We start from the raw sequence: 17,867 nt of genomic DNA on the forward strand, positions 1-17,867 counted from the left end.
CTCCCGTTAGTTGATTCGTGGATAAATAGGCTCACTTTAAAAATCGCGATAAGGATATCGAGATGAGCCTGCTGCACGAACCAACTCCCATCGTCACCGTCGACTTTCGTTTGCCCCCAAACTTCCGCGCTCCTGAGGGCGGTGAGAATGAAACGGTGGTCAGCGTCAAAGTGGTTAACTCCACTTCTCCGATCAACATTAAAGACTGGCGGCACTCGTCAGTCTTTGATGTCGACTGGAAGTTCTCATTTCCGCATCAGTACAGCGATGTCGGCGTGAAGTATCAGATCAACGTTCAAATGTTCCATGACCAACAGCCTTTGCTGGTGGCGCTGGACTACTTCGTTATCGTCAACACAGCCCCGCACCGGCAGACGCTGCATCTAAGTCCGATCGGCTTTCTGTATGTGGAAGTTCAGGAGCCCAGTGTCGTTGCTGAACATGAAGCCGTGACGATCAGTCTGCACGATGCTGATGACCCGAATACCCAACTTACCCGCGTCACTCAAGATGAACGAACCGCCGCTTCGTTTTATCTGCAATACGATCCAGACAGCGTCATACCCGGCAAGCGCTATGCGTTAAGCGGTGTGGAAAACCGCTATCACCAATCCATTGCAGTCACGCCCTGGCATGTCGAACTTGCGCCGGTTTCGCCTACGTTGAGTTCGCGGCTATCGCAGTGGATCTCGCAGTGGCTGGAGAAACCATTACGTTTGTTCACTGACGTTGATGGCAAAATCCGCTAGATTTCTCTTCGGCGCCGGGATTCTTCCGGCGCAAAAGTATTAGAGGTTCCGATGAAAAAACTCACCCTTCTCGCCGCCGCCACGCTGTTGAGCGCCTGCCAATCGACCACCCCCGCCGGCAAGGCCAGCCTTGATGGCGAAGTGTTCTACCTGCAACGCATCGCCCTGCCACCGAGCGCGACCCTGAGCGTGAGCCTGCAAGACGTTTCCCTCGCCGACGCCCCAGCGGTCGTGCTCGACGAGCAGAAAGGCCCGATCAAAGGCCAGGTGCCGCTGCCGTTCCACTTGAGCTACGATCCGGCGCAGGTCAAACCCGGCCACCGTTATTCGGTCAGCGCGCGTATCGAAGTCAACGGCGAGCTGATGTTCATCACCACCGAAAACCACGCCGTGCAACTCGACGGCAACGACCCGCAGCCGCTGAAAATCCGCGTCGACGCGATTCGTTAATTCATTCTCCGCCACTCATTTCCACAACAAGGAAGCCGCCATGCTCCGCCCTACCCTTCGCTTCGCCGGCCTGTGCGCCGGCCTGATGATCAGCGCCAACGCTCTGGCCCTGTCACTCAGCGACCTGTCGCAACAAGACGCCACCGGCGGCCTCAAGGATGCCCTGACCCAAGGCGCGCAAATCGCCGTCAAACAACTGGGCACCCCGGGCGGCTTCAGCAACAACCCCGAGGTGAAAATCGAACTTCCGGGCAAACTCGGCAAAGCCGCGAGCAAAATGAAAGCCTTCGGCATGGGCGCCCAGGTTGAAGAACTCGAAACCGCGATGAACAAAGCGGCGGAAAGTGCCGTGACCCAGGCCCAGCCAATCCTCGTCGACGCCGTGAAAAAAATGAGCGTCGCCGACGCCAAAGGCATCCTCAGCGGCGGCCAGGATTCAGCCACGCAATACCTCGACAAATCCAGCCGCGAACAAATCCGCGCCAAGTTCCTGCCGATCGTCAAACAGGCGACCGACAAAGTCGGCGTGGCGCAGAAGTACAACTCGTTCGCCGGCCAGGCTGCGGCGTTCGGTGTGGTCGATGCGAAAAGCGCGAATGTCGAAAACTACGTCACCGAACAAGCGCTGAATGGCTTGTTCGAAATGATCGGCAAACAAGAAGAAACCATCCGCCAGAACCCGGCCGCTGCGGCGACGAGTCTGGCGAAAAAAGTCTTCGGCACGCTGTAACGTCACGTGTAGGAGCTGCCGCAGGCTGCGATCTTTTGATCTGGTCTTTGCTGTCGAACATTGAAGATCAAAAGATCGCAGCCTTCGGCAGCTCCTACAGGGTTTTCTGTCAGGCTGCATGGGTCGTGTGAACCACGCTCTTGCGGTACACGTCGGTGAACCGGCTTACCGCTCGCTGAATCACCGAACACTGAAACTCGATGAAGTACGTCAGATCCAGCTCATCCGCTTCGCTATGCAAATAAGAGCGCCCATACTTCACCGGCGCATTGCGCAACAGCAAACTGATCGCAATGTAACGAAACGCCGCAAACTCATTCTTGAACATGAACCAGTAAAACAACGCCCTCGCAACCCGCCCGTTACCGTCGCGAAAGGGATGCTCGTAACCCAAGGCAAAATGCAGCGTGATCGCCTTGATCAGCGGATGCACATGACCCTTCTCTTGAGGTGATCCCTCAGGCAAATTGATCCAGTCCGACAACCTCCCCAGCCGCGAAATCAATCCGGCAGCAGGCGGAGGACGATGCACCGTATTGCCCGCGCCGTCCTGAACAACCACCTCATCATTCGCCCGGAAAACGCCCGGAGAATAATCTTCGTCAGCAATCCCCTCCACCCCCACCCGATGCATCGCTGCGATCAAATCCACACTCATGGGCTCATCGCGTTTTTCCCACGCGAAATTCATCATCCGGTAGTTGCCCATCACCATCCGCTCATCCGGCGTACGCGGCTGACGCCGATGCCTGAGCATGTCCTTGGCCACACGCGTAGTCGTCGCCGCGCCCTCTAACTGACTACTGGCGATGGCCTCATCCTCGATCAAATCATTCAGCAAATAACTGCAATGCGCCTGCTCTCCAATTTGCCGAGTCATGTAATCCAGAGCGGCAAAAGTCGTCTGCCGATCCACCAACGACAACGTGATCTGAGCCAACGGCGTCAGCACATATTTGCCCCACTGCACCGGCTCGCCCAACGGCAACAGATTGACGTACTGCGCCACCCGCGCCTTCTTGACCAACGCCCAGCACACCTTCACATCCAACCCGGACGCCCAGCGATAGCGCAACGCCTCGAAAGGCAGATAACGGCCCTGATCATCCAGCGGCTTGAGCAACGCCAGATGATCCTCCAGACGCTGCTTGTGCGGCGAGCGCAGCAGAAGATTGAACACGGGATCGGATCGGCCTTTGAAGACGGGTGGGTTTTTCATGAAAGGGTGAACTCGAGGCGGTTGAAAACAGACGCTGGAGTACAACACCCGAGGGGGGAAAGGCTCAATATCGGAGGTTTCTGAAAAAGATGTAGGAAGGAAATAGAGGCAACTCAGGCAGAGATTGGTCGGCTGGCAGGCCGCCTTCGCGAGCAAGCCCGCTCCCACAGTTGGATCGTGTTGAATCAGACAGAGCATGGTTGGATGGCAGGCCGTTATCGCGAGCAGGCTCACTCCTACAATTGGATGGTGTACATCCGGGCAGAAACAGGTCGGCTGTCAGGCCGCCTTCGCGAGCAAGCTCTGCTCCTACAAAAGCAGGATCAAAAGATCGCAGCCTTCGGCAGCTCCTACAAGGAATCGTGGCGCACCCACGCCAACCACTAGGCCGAGTGTCAGCTCGCCTGCTTTTGATTTTGATCTTAGAGCCCGTCGGGAGGCTGAGTGGAGGGATTCATACGGGGAAAGCATCGAGAGGAGGTGCAGCGAAGCAAACCGTAGGCGATGCCCCCGGATGAACCCGGAACGAAGGAACCCGAGCCTTAGCGAGGGCCGGACGTCAGGGCACAGACCTTTGGTTCCTTTGGGCTGGGCCGGCACTCCGGCGTTTGCCAAAGGGACTCGCCGTAAGGGCGAAACCACAGTCAGCAACCCCCGCAGAAACGGATATTCACCCAAAACCCCAAGAACATGGTCGGCCCAAAGGCCGCCAAGTAACCGAAAGATCAAGCCTCCCGCCGAACCCTGAACCAAGCCGCATACAACGCCGGCAAAAACAACAGCGTCAAAGCCGTAGCCACAATCAACCCGCCCATAATCGCCACCGCCATCGGCCCAAAAAACACACTGCGCGACAACGGAATCATCGCCAACACCGCCGCCAGCGCCGTCAACACAATCGGCCGAAACCGCCGCACCGTCGCCTCAATAATCGCCTGCCAAGGCCCAAGCCCCGACTTGATATCCTGCTCAATCTGATCCACCAGAATCACCGAATTGCGCATGATCATCCCCGACAACGCAATCGTCCCCAACATCGCCACAAACCCGAACGGCTGACGGAACACCATCAAAAACAGCACCACCCCGATCAACCCCAGCGGCGCCGTCAAAAACACCATCGCCGTGCGCGAAAAACTGCGCAACTGCACCATCAACAGCGTCAGCACCACCACGATAAACATCGGCACCCCGGCATTCACCGACTTCTGCCCACGCTCGGAATCCTCCACCGTGCCGCCGACATCCAGCAAATACCCATCCGGCAACTCCGCCCGAATCGGATCGAGCGTCGGCATGATCTGCTTGATCAACGTCGCCGGCTGCTCCTTGCCATAAATGTCCGCGCGCACCGTTACCGTCGGCAACCGATTGCGGTGCCAGATAATCCCTTCCTCAAAACCATATTCCAGCGTCGCGACCTGCGACAACGCGACACTGCGGCCGTTGTCCGTCGGCACCGCCAGACTCGGCAGCAACGACAACTCGGTGCGCTCATGCACCGTGCCGCGCAGCAGAATCTCGATCAACTCGTTGTCTTCGCGGTACTGGCTGACACTCGCGCCGGTCAGCGAACTCTGCAGAAACTTCGCCAGATTGGCCGTGCTCACACCGAGCGCCCGGGCACGATCCTGATCGATGTTCAGGTACACGACTTTGCTCGGTTCCTCCCAATCCAGATGCACGTTGACCACATACGGATTCTCGCGAACCTTGGTCGCCACTTTGCGCGCCAGCGCACGGACTTCTTCGATGTGTTCGCCGGTGACGCGGAACTGCACCGGGTAACCTACCGGCGGGCCATTCTCCAGACGCGTGACCCGCGAACGCATCGCCGGGAATTGCTCGTTCAATGTGCTGATCAACCAGCTGCGCAGCGCCTCACGTTCCTCGATGGTTTTCGCCAACACCACAAACTGCGCGAAGCTCGCCGCGGGCAACTGCTGATCCAGCGGCAGATAGAAACGCGGCGAACCGGTGCCGATATACGCCACGTAATTATCGATGCCGGCGTGATCCTTGAGCATCGCCTCCAGGCGTTTGACCTCACCGGTGGTATTGGCCAGCGATGCGCCTTCGGCCAGTTTCAGATCGACCATCAATTCCAGTCGATTGGAGGCCGGGAAGAACTGCTGTGGAACGTAACGGAACAACATCACCGAGGCGATAAACAGCCCTACCGTCAGCACGATCACGGTTTTGCGGTGCACCACACACCACTCGACCAGCCGCCGAACACGCTGATAAAACGGCGTGCCATACGGATCCGGCTGACCATCGCCCGTGCCGTGTTTGGCGGCGTGAATTTTCGCCAGATCCGGCAGGAGTTTTTCCCCCAGATACGGCACGAACATCACCGCCGCCACCCACGAAGCGAGCAGCGCGATGGTCACCACCTGAAAGATTGATCGGGTGTATTCGCCGGTGCCCGACTGCGCAGTGGCAATCGGCAGGAACCCGGCAGCGGTGATCAACGTACCGGTGAGCATCGGAAACGCGGTGCTGGTCCAGGCATAACTCGCCGCGCGGATGCGATCGAAACCCTGCTCCATTTTGATCGCCATCATTTCCACGGCGATGATCGCGTCGTCCACCAGCAGGCCCAGCGCCAATACCAACGCGCCGAGGGAAATCTTGTGCAGACCGATGTTCAGGTAATACATGCAGGCGAAGGTCATCGCCAACACCAGCGGAATGGTCAGCGCCACGACCATGCCGGTGCGCACGCCGAGGGAGAAGAAGCTCACCAGCAAGACAATCGCCAGCGCTTCGACCAACACCTGGACGAACTCGCCGACCCCGGTTTTCACTGCCGCTGGCTGATCGGAAACCTTGCGCAATTGCATGCCGGCCGGAAGGTTTTTCTGGATCCGCGAGAACTCCACTTCCAGCGCTTTACCGAGCACCAGAATATCGCCGCCGTCCTTCATCGCCACGGCCAGACCGATCGCGTCCTCGCCCATAAAACGCATGCGCGGCGCCGGTGGATCGTTGAAACCACGGCGCACATCGGCGACATCGGAGATGCGGAACGTGCGATCACCGACACGGATCGGGAAGTTTCTTATCTCATCGACTGTCTGAAAATTCCCTGACACCCGTAGCTGCAATCGCTCGCTGCCGGTTTCGAAGAACCCGGCGGTCGATACGGCGTTCTGCTCTTGCAGCGCCTGTTGCACCGCCGCCAACGGCAAACCGAGGGTCGCCAGCTTGACGTTGGATAACTCGACCCAGATTTTTTCGTCCTGCAAACCGAGTAAGTCGACCTTGCCGACATCCTTGACCCGTTGCAGCTGGATCTGGATGCGGTCGGCGTAATCCTTGAGCACCGCGTAGTCGAAACCGTCGCCGGTCAGCGCATAGATATTGCCGAACGTGGTGCCGAATTCATCGTTGAAAAACGGCCCCTGAATATCCGGCGGCAACGTGTGGCGGATGTCGGCGACCTTCTTGCGCACCTGGTACCAGAGATCGGGGATTTCCTTGGAATGCATCGAGTCGCGGGCGATAAACGTGACCTGCGATTCACCGGGACGCGAGAACGAGACGATGCGTTCGTACTCACCGGTTTCCATCAGTTTCTTTTCAATGCGTTCGGTGACTTGGCGCGAGACCTCCTGCGCGGTCGCACCCGGCCAGCGGGTCTGAATGACCATGGCTTTGAAGGTGAACGGCGGATCTTCACTCTGGCCGAGTTTGGTGTAGGACAACGCCCCGACGATGGCCAGCAAAAGCATCAGGAACAGTACGATCTGGCGATTACGCAGCGCCCATTCGGAAAGGTTGAAGCGCATCGGGACTTACTCCTTGTCCGCCAGATTGACCACACGGTTGGAGCGATCCACCGGACGCACCTGCTGACCTTCCAAAAGCACATGCACGCCGGCCGCCACCACCCAGTCGCTGGCGTTCAAGCCTTCAAGCACCGGCACGGTTTTTTCGCCGAACGGGCCAACGCGCACCGGGGTTTTCTTCAACGTGTTGTTGCCGTTGACCACCCAGACGTAGGTCGCACCGTTTTCAGCGGTGAGTGCCGAGAGCGGCACCGCCAGCGACACGGCATCGGCCGATTGCACAAACACACGAGCGCTCTGGCCCAGTTCGGCCGGGACTTTGCCGGCGGTGAACGAAATGCGCGCGGCAAAGGTGCGCGAGCGTGGATCGGCGGCGGGCGACAGTTCGCGAATTTGTCCGGAGAAGCGCTGGTTCTGCTGCGTCCACAATTCGACGGACACTGGCTGACCGACCTTGAAGCGGCCGAAGCTTTGCTCGGGCAGGCTGATCAACACCTCACGCTCGCCATCGGTGGCGAGGGTGTACACGGTCTGTCCGGCGGCAACCACTTGCCCGACTTCCACCGAACGCTTGGCCACCACGCCGTCCTGCGGCGCACGCAGCACCGCGTAACTGGCCTGATTGGTCGAGACGTTGAATTCAGCTTTAATTTGTTTGAGGCGGGCTTCACCTGAGCGGTAAAGGTTTTCGGCATTGTCGTAAGCCGAGCGGCTGACCATCTGCCGATCCATAAGGGTCTTGTAGCGATCGCGCTCGGCGCGCACCAGATTGAGATTGGCTTCGGCGGCAGCGACTTGCGCACGGGTGGCTTCCAGTTGCAGGCGCACGTCTTGCGGATCGAGCTCGGCGAGCGGTTGATCGGCCTTCACGCGCTGACCTTCATCGACCAGTCGTCGGCTGACTTTGCCACCAATGCGGAATGCCAGATCAGGTTCGTAGCGGGCGCGCACCTCGCCCGGATAACTTTCCATCGCCTGCGCCGAAGGCTCTGGCTGCACCACCATGGCCGGTCGCACGGTGACTTGCGTCACTTCTTCCTGACCGCACGCTGACAAAAGGAACGCCAGACTCGCTGGCAACGCACAGGACAACGCATGGCGGAACATGGTGACGGACCTTTCGCTAATGGTGCTTGGAATAATTATACTGGCGGGTATGTTATTAATAGCAAACTCACCAGTCCAGTAATAAAAGCGAAGAATGTCGAACAATCTTTCAGCTCCAAACGGCCCGGGCCGCCCCAAGGATCTGGCCAAACGCCAGGCGATCCTCGACGCGGCGAAAATTCTGTTTCTGAGTCATGGCTACGCCAACACCAGCATGGACGCGGTCGCCAGCGAGGCTGGCGTGTCGAAGCTGACGGTCTACAGCCATTTCAACGACAAGGAGACGCTGTTCTCCGCCGCCGTGATGGCCAAATGCGAGGAGCAATTACCCACACTGATCTTCGAATTGCCGGAAGGCATCGCCGTGGAAAATGTGTTGCTGAACATTGCCCGAGGCTTTCATCACCTGATCAACAGCGATGAATCGGTGAATTTGCACCGTTTAATCATGGCGCTGGGGGTGCAGGATCCGAAGCTTTCACTGATCTTCTTCGAAGCCGGCCCACAGCGCATGGTGCAAGGGATGGAGCGCTTGCTGACGCGCATCCATGAGAGCGGCGCGCTGAACATTGATCTGCCGCGCAATGCGGCCGAGCATTTCTTTTGCCTGATCAAAGGTGCGGGGAATTTCCGGCTGATGTTTGGTTGCGGGGAGCCGTTGAGCGAAGAGGCTGCGGAAAGCCATATTGAGGAAGTGGTGGGGTTGTTTATGCGGGCTTACAAACCTTAGCTTTTGCGCTGTTTGGGCTGGCCCTATCGCGAGCAGGCTCACTCCTACAGTGGATTTGTGTGCACCACAGATCAATTGTAGGAGTGAGCCTGCTCGCGATAAGGGCGACGCGGTTTTAAGGCTTGAGCGCTTTCTTCGGGTAGATGTCGTATCGGCTCGATTTGCCATCCAGCGCATGGCTCGGTTTCGGCCCTTCAATGCACGGCGCCTTGCGCGGTCGTTTGACCACCACCCGGTGCGTCGCCAGTGCCAGCGCAGCCTGCAACAGCGCCGGTGCATCCGGATCATCGCCGACCAACGGCCGAAACAGGCGCATCTCTTTTTTCACCAGCGCAGTCTTCTCGCGGTGCGGAAACATCGGGTCGAGATAAATCACCTGCGGCGCCTCACCTTCCCAGTTCTGCATGACCTCGATGGAATTGCCCTTGAGCAACTTCATCCGCGCCACGATTGGCGCTACTTCGAAATCTTCCGCACCACGCGCCAGCCCATCCTCCAACAGCGCGCCGATCAGCGGCTGGCGCTCGATCAGGCTCATCTCGCAACCCAGACTGGCCAGCACAAACGCATCCTTGCCCAGCCCCGCCGTCGCATCCAGCACGCGCGGGCGCACGCCTTGAGCGACGCCGACAGCCTTGGCGATCATCTGCCCGCTGCCGCCACCGTATAAACGCCGATGCGCCGCGCCGCCCTCAACGAAGTCGACCCGCACCGGCCCCGGTGCGTCCGGGCCGAGCTGTTGCAGCTGCAACCCCTGCTCGCCGACCTGCAAGGCGAATTCGCCGTCAGCCACCTCGCGCGGCAGACCGAGACGCTCGGCCCACTGCGCAGCTTGCGCTTCAAACGTCGCGCCGAGGGCTTCGACATGGATGCGGCAGGCCGCGGGTTGCTCAATCATGGAAAACACGCTCAAAAATTCAAGGAGCGGCAAAAACCGCCGATAACTCATTCAACGCACATTTTGCCAGAGCTGAGCGTCAACCGAAAAAAATGTCAGGCATTCTTCCCACATCGATTGGCTACATTTCGCCCCATGGCGACTTTAGCCGTCAAAACACTCAAGCACTGAGCGGCGTCAGTCACCTGTGGCAGGATTTTTTTGCCCAGGCGCTGGCCGAACAGACGAGTGATGTGGTGCCGGCCTGCGGCACGTTTCCACCGGTTGACCTGAGCAGCAGCGAAGAGCCGACCGTCGGCAGCGACCTGCACGCGCACATCGTCAGCCAGCGCGAATGCGATGTGGTGGAAACTCAAGTGCGTCCGCCGGAGCCACTGTTCCTGCCGATCGCCGAATTCGAAACCGATCTGCTCGACAAGCCGTTCCCACCGTTTCCGGCAGAAGAACTGAAAGCGCAGCAAGAGCAGCAGGATTTCGACAGCAGCTGGGTTCGCCCTGTGGTTATCAACAACGGCCAGCCAATGCCAGAACCGGGCCCGGCGCCGCAGAAAAAGCCTCTGTACCTGCCGATTGCCGAGTTCGACCTCGACCTGATGCAGAAACCATATCCGCCATTCCCGCCAGAAGAAATCGTCGAGCAACAGAAGGCGCTGGACTTCGATAACGGTTGGGCACGCCCAATCGTTCTGCAGAACCTGCGCCTCGCCGCGTAACCTCTAGCGACACACGCTCCAGCGCCCGACATCGACATGAAAGTGATTGCGATGGGCAGCGTTGTAATCCGGACTCAACACCACACTGAACGCTTCGCAGGCGCCGTCGCGCACCTGCCGTAGAAATTTCGCGTCCTGATTTTGCTTCGGCCAGTCCTTGAGCACGCTGATGCTGCGGCCGTCGGCCAGACGAAAGCCGGCGATGTCCAGCGCATCGGCACTGGTATGACGACTGAGTGCGCCGCTCTCGCGGTTGTAGACATTGCGGCAGGCGAAGCTGCCGAGGTGATCGAGGCGCGTGACCTTCTGGCCATAGATCGATTGAGCTGCCGGTTGCAGGGTGTGGTGTTCAAACATCGCGTAGGCCACCGCCAGCGGACAACTGGCGAGGAAACTGCTGCTCAGCGCCACCTCACCGCCCTGCACGCGCAAGGCGCCGATCAGCGGGCACTTGGCGTCGGGGCTGTCGGATTGCCGGGTGACGCGCAGATCTGAACTGCTCAATGCCTGTGCACAAAGTTCTGGCTCACTGCGCAAGCGCATCAGCTTGTAACCGGTGAGCCAATTGGGCGCGGCTTTCACGTCCAGCGGCGCCCACGGATTCGATTGCGGCGGCACCTGCAGCCAGCCGCGCCAGACACTGAACGCGGCACCACCGATCATCAACAGCACCAGGCAAAATATCCATCGCCCCATGTTCAGCCTTTGAAGAACTGATTGGCTTTGGCGTACGGCATCGACTGCGAGGTGAAGCCGAACGTGCCGGATTGCTGGATTTCTTCAGCGGCGCGGAAGAACTCGCCGAACGCCGCCAGCGCCAGTGCCGAACCGGTGCTGATGCGGCGTACGCCCATGTCCTGCAATTCCTGCACGGTCAGTTTCAAACCGCCGGACATCAACACGTTGACCGGTTTCGGCGCCACCGCACGTACCACTGCCAGCACTTCTTCGGCGTTGCGTAAACCCGGCGCGTACAGCACGTCGGCGCCAGCGTCGGCGAAGGCTTTCAAGCGGCGAATGGTGTCATCGAGGTCAGGATTGCCGTGCAGATAGTTCTCCGCACGCGCGGTGAGGATGAAAGGAAATGGCAGCGTGCGCACGGCAGCGACGGCGGCTTCGATGCGCGCCACGGCATGTTCAAAACAATAGATCGGCGCATCCGGGCGGCCCGTCGCGTCTTCGATCGAACCACCGACCGCGCCCGCTTCGGCGGCACGCAACAAGCTTTTCGCGGACTCGGTCGGGTCATCAGAAAAGCCGTTTTCCAGATCCACCGCCACCGGTAAATCGGTCGCAGCGACAATCGCGCGGACGTTGGCCAAGGTCTCATCAAGACTCAACGCGCCATCGGCCTTGCCCTGGGAAAACGCATAACCGGCACTGGTCGTGGCCAAGGCCTGATAGCCGAGGCTGGCGAGCATCTTCGCCGAGCCGGCATCCCACGGATTGGGAATGACGAAGACTTGCGTACGCTCATGCAGCGCTTTGAAGGCGTGGGCTTTACGGGTTTGTGCTTGAAGGTCTGAGGCGTCCATCGGCTGGCTCCCGGGCAGGAAAACGAATCCGCCTCAGAGCAGGCCAAGTTGCTCGGCGGCGGGCTCTCTGTATAGCTCAGGCAGCGGTGGCAGGCCAGGCAAACGTTGCATCAATTGTGCGTGAAAACGTTGCGCCAGCTTCGCCGCCAACAGGTTGTCGGCGGTGTGCAGGAAGATGTACGGCGTGCGCCCCTCTTCGATCCACTCGGCGATTTTCGCCACCCACGGCACGAGGAACGTATCGTTGGCTTCAAGCTCGGGATGGCCGATGAAGCGCACCTGCGGGAATTGCGTGAACGCCGCCGGGCGCGTCGGCACGCGGGGCTTTTTTGATTGCGCGTGGATCACCGAGGATTCGGTCGACAGGCAACTGAACAGCGCACGCGGATCGAGGCAGATGCGCTCGACGCCACGGTCGAGCAACAAGCGATTGAGCAGGCGTTCGCTCTCACCCTTGGCGAAGAACTGTTCATGGCGCACTTCCACCGCCAGCGGGCAATCCAGCGCATCAATGAACGCCGCCAGTTCCGGCAGCCGATGTGGCGTGAAGCTTTTCGATAATTGCAGCCACAACGGCGAAACACGCTGACCGAGGGGTTTGAGTAATTGCAGGAAGGTTTCGGCGGCAGTCAGTTGCTCGCGCAAGTCGCCGCTGTGGCTGATGTCGCCGGGGAATTTGGCGGTAAAGCGAAAGTGTTCTGGCATGACTTCGGCCCATCGCTGCACAGTGGCCGGCGACGGGCTGGCGTAGAAGGTCGTGTTGCCTTCGACGGCGTTGAATACTTGAGAATAGAGACCGAGGAAGTCAGAAGTTTTTGCGTCTACCGGGTAGAGATACTCGCGCCAGGCGTTTTCGCTCCAGGACGGGCAACCGAGGTAGTAAGGCAAATCCATCAGATGTACAGATCGAGGCCCAGCACGTCTGCATCCCAATCGACAAAACCGGCGGTGCTCAGGTAGCTGGCGAGGGCCATCGCTACGCTTTTGCTCATGGCGCGGTGGTAAATCATGTCTTGTTGGCGGGCGGGCAGATTGCTCAGGCGTTGCGCGGTGGCTTTGGCGGCAGCACGTGCAGCCAGTTGCTCTTCAGTCGGGAATTCCAGCTCGCCGTCGATATCGTCGACGGATTCATCCACCGTCACATTGCCTTTGCGAGGCTTGCGCTTGATGGGATAGGACTGAGAGGAGAGGCCGTCTATACGCATAAATTCATGCTCGGTATCGATGATGGCAATTTAGCGGCACCGGGCCGACTTAGCAAACTGCCGAGTGATAACTAGAACACATAAAGCGCAAAAGGTTTAAAGCGAGGGGGTGGAAACTGACGATTGGTGTTTTTAAAATCAAAAGATCGCAGCCTTCGGCAGCTCCTACAGTTGGAATGTGATCCCTGTAGGAGCTGCCGAAGGCTGCGATCTTTTAAAGGCTCAACGAGCCTTGGGGGTGGCGACTTTGTCGCGCAGGTAAACCGGTTGCGCGTCATCTGCCGGGATTGATTCGCCGCGTTCCCAAGCGAAGCGCGCCAACGTCAGCAGATCTTCGGCGTGGGGCAGCATGCCTGCGTCGGAACCCGTCAGATTGACGGCGATGCGCTCGGCATAACCCCAACCGGTGCCGGCACCAAACCAGTCGCCACTGGCATCCGCAGGCAGCGCGACCACTTCCGGCGGCAGCACCGCTTCGGCGCCGACCAGACGCATCTCCCCCGCCGTCTCGCGGTAGCAGCCCCAATACACTTCATCCATGCGCGCATCGATGGCCGCAGCGACCTGGCTCACACCATGTTCACGCAACGCACGCTGCGCCAGCACCGCCAGATTGGACACCGGCAACACCGGGCGATCCAGCGCAAACGCCAGGCCCTGCACCACACCAATGGCAATCCGCACCCCGGTAAACGCACCCGGCCCGCGACCGAAAGCGATCGCATCGACCGCTTGCAACGTGGTGCCGGCGTCGGCCAGCAGTTGCTGAATCATCGGCAGCAGCTTCTGCGCGTGCAGACGCGGGATCACCTCGTAATGGCTCGTGACCTTGCCGTCATGCAGCAAGGCAACGGAGCAAGCTTCAGTCGCGGTGTCCAGGGCCAGCAAGGTGCTCATCGATGTTTCCAAAACAGGGGTGGGAAAAAGTGCGTCAGTATAAACAACTACGGCCCGCAAGCGGGCCGTGGATGATGCTGCGATTCAGACTTTTCAGCTCAGCGCTGCCAGCACCTTGGCGGTGATTGCATCAACCGAACCTACGCCTGGAATGTGGCTGTACTTCGGCTTGCCTGCGTTTTTGGCGGACAGGTTCTGATAGAACTCCACCAGCGGCTTGGTCTGCGAGTGGTAAACCGACAGGCGATGACGCACGGTTTCTTCAGTGTCGTCCTTGCGCTGTACTAGCTCTTCGCCGGTGATGTCGTCTTTGCCAGCGATTTTCGGCGGGTTGTAGACGATGTGGTAAACGCGGCCGCTGGCTTCGTGAACACGACGACCGGCGATGCGTTGAACGATTTCTTCGTCTTCAACAGCGATTTCAACCACAGCGTCCAGCTCGACGCCGGCGGTAACCAGTGCTTCCGCCTGCGGAATGGTGCGCGGGAAGCCGTCGAACAGGAAGCCGTTGGCGCAATCAGGCTGAGCGATACGATCTTTGACCAGTGCGATGATCAGGTCATCCGACACCAGGCCGCCGGCATCCATGATGCTCTTGGCTTGCACGCCCAGCGGAGTACCGGCCTTGACCGCTGCACGCAGCATGTCACCGGTGGAAATTTGTGGAATGCCGAATTTTTCGGTGATGAACTTTGCCTGAGTACCTTTACCGGCCCCGGGAGCTCCCAGCAGAATGACGCGCATTAGATGTGCTCCTCAATTTTTTTATAAAAAGCTTTTACAAAACAAAGGATTCGCCTCTTGGGACGAATCCTGAAAATACGGGACGTGGCCGCAGAAACGGCCAAAGGCTGATCAAGATACACAGCAGGCTGCGCCCACACAAGACGCCAAAAGTCGGAGAAACCTTCGCCCGCCGCGACCCTGCGACGCGGTGACCCAAGTCGCAACCCCATCATTAACTGTCGCCTGGCGGCACTTTCACCCGTCAGGCAAAGCGGCAACCGGCGCCTGTTGCCGGTGCCGCATGCCACGCCAAAACTGTTAGCCGGTGTTGCGCAAACCGGCGGCGATCCCCGCCACAGACACCAGCAACGCCTGTTCCACCGGGCTGCCCTGCTCGACATTCTGCTGCCGTGAACGGGCCAGTAACTCGGCCTGCAATAGATGTAGCGGGTCGAGGTAAGTGTTACGCAGACGGATGAATTCGAGGGTGTCCGGGCTATGCGCCAGCAGCTGCGACTGACCGGTCAGACCAAGCACCACCGCGCACGCCTGCGACAATAGGTCGCGTAACTGCGCGCCCAACGGCAGCAAATCCGCCTCGACCAGACGCTCGTCGTAGGACAACGCGATGTCCGCGTCGGCCTTGGCCAGCACCATTTCCAGCATGTCGATGCGCGTGCGGAAGAACGGCCACTGCTCACGCATCTGCCCGAGCAACTCGCCTTCGCCGCGCTCCAGCGCTTTGCTCAACGCCGATTCCCAGCCGAGCCACGCCGGCAGCATCAGCCGCGTTTGCGTCCAGCCGAAGATCCACGGAATCGCCCGCAGACTTTCGATACCGCCCGCGCGGCGTTTCGCCGGACGACTGCCGAGCGGCAAGCGGCCCAACTCCTGCTCCGGTGTGGACTGACGGAAATACTCAACGAACTGCGGATTCTCTCGCACCACCTGACGGTAAGCACTGACGCCATCGGCCGCCAATTCATCCATCAGATGGCGCCATTGCGGCGTTGGCGGCGGCGGTGGCAGCAGCGTCGCTTCAAGCACCGCTGCCAGGTACAGATTGAGGTTTTGCTCGGCGATGTCCGGCAGGCCGAATTTGAATCGAATCATTTCCCCCTGCTCGGTGGTACGGAAACGCCCCGCCACCGACCCCGGCGGTTGCGACAGAATTGCCGCGTGCGCCGGGCCACCGCCACGGCCGACGGTGCCGCCGCGACCGTGGAACAGCAGCAGTTCGACTTGCTGCTCACGGCAGATTTCCACCAAGCGTTCCTGCGCGCGATATTGCGCCCAGGCCGCCGCCGTGGTGCCGGCGTCCTTGGCCGAGTCGGAGTAACCGATCATCACTTCCTGCGGGCCTTGCAGCCGTGCGCGGTAGCCCGGCAACAGCAACAGTCGCTCCATCACCGGCCCGGCGTTGTCGAGGTCGGCGAGGGTTTCGAACAGCGGCACCACACGCATCGGCCGCAACACGCCGGACTCTTTGAGCAGCAGTTGCACGGCGAGCACATCGGAAGCGGCGCCAGCCATGGAGATCACGTAGGAACCGAGCGAAGCGCCCGGTGCGGCAGCGATTTCCTTGCAGGTGTTGAGCACTTCGGCGGTGTCGGCGGACGGTTTGAAATGTGCTGGCAGCAATGGCCGGCGATTAGTCAGTTCTTGCGTGAGGAAACGGATGCGCTGTTCTTCATCCCAATCTTCGTAGCGACCGAGGCCGAGGTAGTCGGTGATTTCAGTCATCGCCGAGCTGTGCCGCGACGAATCCTGACGCACATCAAGGCGCACGAGGAACAGGCCGAAGGTCACCGCACGACGCAGGCAATCGAGCAACGGCCCGTCGGCAATCACGCCCATGCCGCATTCGTGCAGCGAGTTGAAACACAGTTCCAGCGGATCGAGCAGATCGCGATTGTTGCTCAGCACATCGGCCGGCGCAGGCGTCGGCGCGGTCAGTGCGGCGTGTGCCCAGTTGCGCGTGGCACGCAGGCGTTCGCGCAGTTGCTTAAGGACTGCGCGATACGGTTCGGCGCTGTCGCCAGCCTTGGCTTTGAGCGCATCGCTGGCCTGCTGCATCGACAGTTCGGCCGCCAGATGATCGACATCGCGCAGGTACAAATCGGCGGCCATCCAGCGCGCCAGCAGCAACACTTCGCGGGTCACTGCGGCGGTGACGTTGGGGTTGCCGTCACGGTCGCCGCCCATCCACGACGCGAAGCGAATCGGCGCCGCCTCCAGCGGCAAATGCAGGCCGGCCGCTTCAAACAAAGCCTTGTCGGCCTTGCGCATATGGTTGGGAATCGCCTGCCACAGCGAATGCTCGATCACCGCGAAACCCCACTTGGCTTCGTCGACCGGCGTCGGTCGCGTGCGGCGGATTTCTTCGGTGTGCCAGGCTTCGGCGATCAGCCGTTGCAGAGTGTTTTGAATTTGCTCGCGTTCGGCGCTGGTCAGGTCGCGATGATCCTGCGCGGCGAGTTGCGCGGCGATCGCGTCGTACTTCTGGATCAGCGTGCGCCGCGCCACTTCGGTCGGGTGCGCGGTCAACACCAGTTCGATTTCCAGTCGCGATAGCTGGCGGGCCAGCGATTCGGCGCTGTGGCCTTCGTTGCGCAAACGTGCGAGCAACTCGGGCAACACGCTGGACTCGAACGGCGCCGGCTGCGACTCTTCGCGCCGATGGATCAACTGATACTGCTCGGCGATGTTCGCCAGATTGAGAAACTGGTTGAACGCGCGCGCCACCGGGAGCAGTTCGTCTTCGCTCAATTGATTGAGGCTGGCGCTCAGTTCAGCGTCCATCGAGCCACGGCGATCGGCCTTGGCGCCCTTGCGAATCTGCTCGATCTTGTCGAGAAACGCCTCGCCGTATTGATCTCGAATGGTGTTGCCCAACAGCTCTCCGAGCAGGTGAACGTCTTCGCGCAAGCGTGCATCAATATCGGTCATCAGCAATTCCCCAGCAGTAATCCGGACAGCTTAGAAACGAGTGCATGACCTAGAGAGTGCCGCTCTACGGCGCTTCTTACAAGCATCCGACCAAGGGACTTTAAACCTTGTGGCCGAAAGCTAGTCTCAACAGTAAGCCGTACAACGGCTTGCCGCCGGCCCCGG

Annotated in this window: 15 protein-coding genes and 1 pseudogene; 5 read left to right on the forward strand and 11 right to left on the reverse strand. The window is 59.8% G+C overall.

The window, feature by feature from the left end; translation table 11 throughout:
* Positions 1 to 62 precede the first annotated feature (62 nt).
* Genes KFS80_RS03195 through KFS80_RS03205 form a run of 3 tightly spaced genes read left to right on the forward strand, consistent with a single transcriptional unit; the run spans position 63 to position 1,929 of the window.
* Positions 63 to 749, forward strand: coding sequence for a hypothetical protein (locus tag KFS80_RS03195; protein ID WP_212543959.1), 687 nt, complete (start codon positions 63 to 65; stop codon positions 747 to 749).
* 51 nt (positions 750 to 800) lie between these two features.
* A complete protein-coding gene (locus KFS80_RS03200; RefSeq protein WP_053117584.1) occupies positions 801 to 1,199 on the forward strand; it encodes a YbaY family lipoprotein in 399 nt (132 codons plus the stop codon).
* A 40-nt stretch (positions 1,200 to 1,239) separates the two neighbouring features.
* Positions 1,240 to 1,929 carry a DUF4197 domain-containing protein gene (locus KFS80_RS03205; RefSeq protein ID WP_053117582.1) on the forward strand — a complete coding sequence of 230 codons (690 nt, stop codon included), beginning with the start codon at positions 1,240 to 1,242 and terminating at the stop codon, positions 1,927 to 1,929.
* A gap of 124 nt (positions 1,930 to 2,053) precedes the next feature.
* Here the strand turns inward: KFS80_RS03205 and KFS80_RS03210 are convergent.
* The 3 genes and pseudogenes from KFS80_RS03210 to KFS80_RS03220 all read right to left on the reverse strand — a co-directional run.
* Positions 2,054 to 3,148, reverse strand: a pseudogene (locus tag KFS80_RS03210) (Fic family protein); the annotation flags it as partial.
* 725 nt (positions 3,149 to 3,873) lie between these two features.
* Complete coding sequence (locus KFS80_RS03215) at positions 3,874 to 6,942, reverse strand: efflux RND transporter permease subunit (RefSeq protein ID WP_212543960.1); 3,069 nt, start codon at positions 6,940 to 6,942, stop codon at positions 3,874 to 3,876.
* 6 nt (positions 6,943 to 6,948) lie between these two features.
* On the reverse strand, positions 6,949 to 8,049 hold the full coding sequence (locus KFS80_RS03220; protein ID WP_212543961.1) for an efflux RND transporter periplasmic adaptor subunit: 1,101 nt from the start codon (positions 8,047 to 8,049) through the stop codon (positions 6,949 to 6,951).
* Positions 8,050 to 8,143: 94 nt separating this feature from the next.
* Between KFS80_RS03220 and KFS80_RS03225 the strand changes: the two genes are divergently transcribed.
* Positions 8,144 to 8,779, forward strand: a complete 636-nt coding sequence (locus KFS80_RS03225) for a TetR/AcrR family transcriptional regulator (protein WP_212543962.1) — start codon at positions 8,144 to 8,146, stop codon at positions 8,777 to 8,779.
* A 115-nt stretch (positions 8,780 to 8,894) separates the two neighbouring features.
* Here the strand turns inward: KFS80_RS03225 and KFS80_RS03230 are convergent, their stop codons facing one another.
* Positions 8,895 to 9,677, reverse strand: a complete 783-nt coding sequence (locus KFS80_RS03230) for a class I SAM-dependent methyltransferase (protein ID WP_053117963.1) — start codon at positions 9,675 to 9,677, stop codon at positions 8,895 to 8,897.
* Between the two features lie 92 nt (positions 9,678 to 9,769).
* Here KFS80_RS03230 and KFS80_RS03235 point away from each other — a divergent pair, with 92 nt between their 5' ends.
* Positions 9,770 to 10,390 carry an energy transducer TonB gene (locus KFS80_RS03235; RefSeq protein ID WP_212543963.1) on the forward strand — a complete coding sequence of 207 codons (621 nt, stop codon included), beginning with the start codon at positions 9,770 to 9,772 and terminating at the stop codon, positions 10,388 to 10,390.
* Between the two features lie 3 nt (positions 10,391 to 10,393).
* Here KFS80_RS03235 and KFS80_RS03240 read toward each other — a convergent pair whose 3' ends face one another.
* The 7 genes from KFS80_RS03240 to ppc form a co-directional block, all read right to left on the reverse strand.
* A complete protein-coding gene (locus KFS80_RS03240; protein ID WP_212543964.1) occupies positions 10,394 to 11,086 on the reverse strand; it encodes an extensin-like domain-containing protein in 693 nt (230 codons plus the stop codon).
* Between the two features lie 2 nt (positions 11,087 to 11,088).
* Positions 11,089 to 11,925, reverse strand: a complete 837-nt coding sequence (locus tag KFS80_RS03245; protein ID WP_212543965.1) for an isocitrate lyase/PEP mutase family protein — start codon at positions 11,923 to 11,925, stop codon at positions 11,089 to 11,091.
* A gap of 33 nt (positions 11,926 to 11,958) precedes the next feature.
* Entirely contained in the window at positions 11,959 to 12,819 is an 861-nt protein-coding gene (locus tag KFS80_RS03250) for a DUF72 domain-containing protein (protein ID WP_212543966.1), read from the reverse strand.
* Positions 12,819 to 13,130: a hypothetical protein gene (locus KFS80_RS03255; protein ID WP_159813042.1), complete on the reverse strand. Its 312-nt coding sequence runs from the start codon at positions 13,128 to 13,130 to the stop codon at positions 12,819 to 12,821. Before KFS80_RS03255 ends, KFS80_RS03250 begins: the two co-directional genes overlap by 1 nt.
* Positions 13,131 to 13,352: 222 nt before the next feature.
* Positions 13,353 to 14,027, reverse strand: a complete 675-nt coding sequence (gene tsaB / locus KFS80_RS03260; RefSeq protein WP_212543967.1) for a tRNA (adenosine(37)-N6)-threonylcarbamoyltransferase complex dimerization subunit type 1 TsaB — start codon at positions 14,025 to 14,027, stop codon at positions 13,353 to 13,355.
* Positions 14,028 to 14,120: 93 nt separating this feature from the next.
* Entirely contained in the window at positions 14,121 to 14,771 is a 651-nt protein-coding gene (gene adk, locus KFS80_RS03265; RefSeq protein ID WP_053117556.1) for an adenylate kinase, read from the reverse strand.
* Between the two features lie 300 nt (positions 14,772 to 15,071).
* Positions 15,072 to 17,702 carry a phosphoenolpyruvate carboxylase gene (gene ppc / locus KFS80_RS03270; RefSeq protein WP_212543968.1) on the reverse strand — a complete coding sequence of 877 codons (2,631 nt, stop codon included), beginning with the start codon at positions 17,700 to 17,702 and terminating at the stop codon, positions 15,072 to 15,074.
* Positions 17,703 to 17,867: the final 165 nt, after the last annotated feature.

The organism is Pseudomonas rustica (assembly GCF_018336155.1).
Taxonomy (GTDB): Bacteria; Pseudomonadota; Gammaproteobacteria; order Pseudomonadales; family Pseudomonadaceae; genus Aquipseudomonas; species Aquipseudomonas rustica.